The following is a 3,438-nucleotide window of genomic DNA, read 5'->3' on the forward strand; positions in this document are numbered from 1 at the left end:
GCGACGCCTCGGCATCGAACAGCTCGAACGCGAGCTCACCGGATGCATCGGCTGCGGGTGCCTGTCGATGAAGGCGTGCCGGCTGCTGAACCCCGACGACGAGCTCGGCGAGCACGGAGCCGGGCCGCAGCGGCTCTGAGCAGACCGCAGGAGCTCTGAGCGGACCGCAGGATCGGGTGCCGGAGGTCGTGTCTTCGGGGGTGGATCCGCGGGTGTCTCAGCGGACACCCGAATCCGCCGAATATACTCGCCTCCCGATGGTGCGTAGACCCGACAGTTCGAAGCCCCCGAGTTCCCCCGCGACGGCAGGGCCGATCTTCGTCGACGGCTCGGGCCGCCGACTGCGTCGCGTGCGCGTGTTCGGCGCCGTCGTGCTCGCGGGCGTCGCGCTGTACCTCGCGATGATCGCGACCGCGTTCATCGGCGGATCCGACGTCGCGATGCCGTTCCTCCCGAACGGTGCGGCGGACGCCGCGAACCGCCCCGTCCCGACGACCGTGCCGGCGCCCGACCCCGTGCAACCCGGTGGCGCCCAGCCGGACGCGCCGGCGGCATCCGACTCGCCCTCACCGCCCGAGGCGACTGAGGCGGCGGACCCCTCCCCATCGCCGACCGCAGCGCCCGAAGCCGCCGAGCCCGCCGCAGATGCTCCCGGTCGGAGCGAGTCGGCCCCGGGGCAGACCAACTCGCCCGAGCCCCCTGCGCCGTCGCGCCCGTGACGAGACGAGACGAGCAGGGGGTGCCGCGCGCGCGGGTGAGGACGCACTGGGTCGTCCTCAGCGCCGTGCTGCTCGCCCTCGGTGTCGCGCTCGCCGTGCAGGGCTACACGCATCACCTCGCCGCCGTCTCCGACGACTCGGCGGGATCCGGTGGGTCGGCTGCCGCTGTACCCAGCGCGATCACGGATGGCGGACCGGTCATCGACGCGAGCGATTCCGCCGTACGCACGGTGACCCCGCCCGATCGCACGCTGGCCCTCACGTTCGACGACGGACCCGACCCGACCTGGACGCCGCGCATCCTCGACCTGCTGCGCGAACACGGGGTGCACGCGACCTTCTTCGTGGTCGGCACTGCCGCGATCGATCATCCCGAACTCGTGCAGCGGATGATCGACGAGGGGCATGAGGTCGGCCTGCACACCCTCACGCACACCGACCTCGGCAGCGTCGGCGACTGGCATCGGCAGTTCGAGATCCAATCCGCGCAACTGGCCGTGACGGGCATCACGGGTCGATCGGCGACGCTCATGCGCCCGCCCTACAGCGCTGAGAACGAAGAGGTCACCGACGCCGACTGGATGGCGATCCAGGCCGGTGCCGACGCCGGGCTGCTCAACGTGCTGACGACCATGGACAGCGAGGACTGGCGCCGGCCGGGCGTGGACGCGATCGAGCGCAACCTCATCCCACCGGATGAATCGGGCCAGGTACTGCTCATGCACGACGGCGGCGGCGATCGCAGCGAGACCATCGAGGCGCTCGACGCCGTGCTCGACGACTTCGATGCGAGCGGATACCGCGTCACGAGCGTCGGCGACGCGATCGGGGTCGCGAGCGCGCAGCCGGCTTCTGCGGTCGACCGCGTCGGGGGCTCGGCCTTCGTCTGGGGCATCCGTCTCAGCGATGCCGTCGTGGTCCTCATCGGCTGGGCGCTCGTGCTCAGCGGCATCGTCATGTTCGTGCGGGCGGTGCTCGTCGTCTCGGTCGCACGTCGTCACCATCGCCTGGCTCGGCGAGGGCGTCACACACCCGGCGCTCCGGCCTGGCCCGCCGTGACCGAGCCGGTCAGCGTCATCGTGCCCGCCCACAACGAGGCCGCGGGAATCGAGGCGGCGATCCGCTCGATCGCCGCGTCGACCCATCCCGTCGAGATCATCGTCGTCGACGACGGGTCGACCGATGACACCGCCGCGATCGCCGAGGGGCTCGGCCTGCCGGGCGTCACGGTGATCCGGCGTGAGAACGGCGGCAAACCGGCCGCCCTGAACACCGGGCTGCAGGCGGCGACCCACGATCTCATCGTCATGGTCGACGGGGACACGGTGTTCGAACCGAACACCGTGCACGCCCTCGTGCAGGCGTTCGGCGACCCGAGGGTCGGTGCCGTCTCCGGCAACACCAAGGTCGCCAATCGCGAGGGTGTGCTCGGCGCGTGGCAGCACATCGAGTACGTCGTGGGGTTCAACCTCGACCGCCGGTTGTTCGACCTGGCCGAGTGCATGCCGACCGTGCCGGGTGCCATCGGCGGATTCCGGCGCACGGCGCTCGAGCGGGTCGGCGGCGTGAGCGATGACACGCTCGCCGAAGACACCGACCTCACGATGTCGCTCTGCCGCGACGGCTGGCGTGTCGTCTATCGCGACGACGCACGCGCGTGGACGGAGGCTCCGGCGACCCTCGGTGCGCTCTGGAAGCAGCGGTACCGCTGGTGCTACGGCACGCTGCAGGCGATGTGGAAGCACCGCGGCGCCGTGGTGCAGGGCGGCGCAGCCGGAAAGCTCGGACGACGCGGGCTCGGATACCTGCTCGTGCTGCAGGTGCTGCTGCCGCTCTTCGCCCCGGTCGTCGACCTGTTCGCCCTCTACGGCCTCATCTTCCTCGACCCATGGCGCATCGCCGGGGTCTGGCTGGCGTTCCTCGCCCTGCAACTGATCATGGCGGCGTACGCATTCCGGCTCGACCGGGAGTCGCTGCGCCCGTTGTGGACGCTCCCGCTGCAGCAGTTGGTCTACCGGCAGCTCATGTACCTCGTCGTCATCCAGTCGGTGTTCACGGCGTTCGCGGGTGTGCACCTGCGCTGGCACCGAATGGAGCGGTACGGCTCGCTGCGGGTGCCGGTCGCCCCCGCTGCCGCCGATCTCACCCGTGGGTGACGCGCGGCGACAGCGAGGCGCGATGCACTTCCCTCGGTCCGTCAGGCGGCGACGACGAGCCGGGTGACGTCGGCGAGCACGTCGTGGTTGCTCGGAGCGTCGGCGCGGTCGGTGCGGGTGAGGATCGCGAGCGTCAACGCCTCCTCGCCCGGGCGCCAGATCACCCCGGCATCGTTGACGACGCCGTAGCCGCCGAGCCCGGTCTTGTCGGCGAGTTCGAACGGCGGCGTCAGTCCCGCGAGGATGCGCTTGCCCGAGGTCGTGTTCCGCAGCATCCATTCCTGCAGTCGCGCGGTGGTGAGGGCGCCGGCGCCCTGGTCGATCAGCAGGAGCTGGAGGAGGAACGCGATGTCGTCGGGGGTCGACGTGTCGCGCTCGTCGCCGGGCGTCGCCTCGTTGACCTCAGGTTCCGGCCGATCGAGGCGGGTTCGGGTCGCTCCGAGGGAGCGGGCGAAGGCCGTCACGGCCTGCGGCCCGCCGAGCTCGCGCAGCAGCAGGTTGCCGGCGGTGTTGTCGCTGAACCGCAGTGCGGCATCGGCCATCTGCTCCGGCGTCGCCGTCCA

The 3,438-nt window shown here is 71.2% G+C and carries 3 protein-coding genes and 1 pseudogene; 3 read left to right on the forward strand and 1 reads right to left on the reverse strand.

Translation table 11 applies throughout. From position 1 onward, the window contains the following. The 3 genes and pseudogenes from VIP82_RS06005 to VIP82_RS06015 all read left to right on the forward strand — a co-directional run. Positions 1-139: pseudogene (locus VIP82_RS06005) on the forward strand (redox-sensitive transcriptional activator SoxR); the annotation flags it as partial. Positions 140-257: 118 nt separating this feature from the next. Then, on the forward strand, positions 258-719 hold the full coding sequence (locus VIP82_RS06010; protein WP_331906642.1) for a hypothetical protein: 462 nt from the start codon (positions 258-260) through the stop codon (positions 717-719). After that, positions 716-2,875: a bifunctional polysaccharide deacetylase/glycosyltransferase family 2 protein gene (locus VIP82_RS06015; RefSeq protein ID WP_331906644.1), complete on the forward strand. Its 2,160-nt coding sequence runs from the start codon at positions 716-718 to the stop codon at positions 2,873-2,875. Before VIP82_RS06010 ends, VIP82_RS06015 begins: the two co-directional genes overlap by 4 nt. A 41-nt stretch (positions 2,876-2,916) precedes the next feature. Here VIP82_RS06015 and VIP82_RS06020 read toward each other — a convergent pair whose 3' ends face one another. Then, positions 2,917-3,417, reverse strand: coding sequence for a serine hydrolase (locus VIP82_RS06020; protein WP_414684617.1), 501 nt, complete (start codon positions 3,415-3,417; stop codon positions 2,917-2,919). Between the last annotated feature and the right edge of the window lie 21 nt (positions 3,418-3,438).

Source organism: Microbacterium sp., assembly GCF_036566905.1.
Taxonomy (GTDB): Bacteria; Actinomycetota; Actinomycetes; order Actinomycetales; family Microbacteriaceae; genus Microbacterium.

Coding starts and splice junctions, on each gene's coding strand:
- VIP82_RS06010 (WP_331906642.1), top strand. CDS start 258: ATGGTGCGTAGACCCGACAGTTCGAAGCCCCCGAGTTCCCCCGCGACG.
- VIP82_RS06020 (WP_414684617.1), bottom strand. CDS start 3,417: ATGGCCGATGCCGCACTGCGGTTCAGCGACAACACCGCCGGCAACCTG.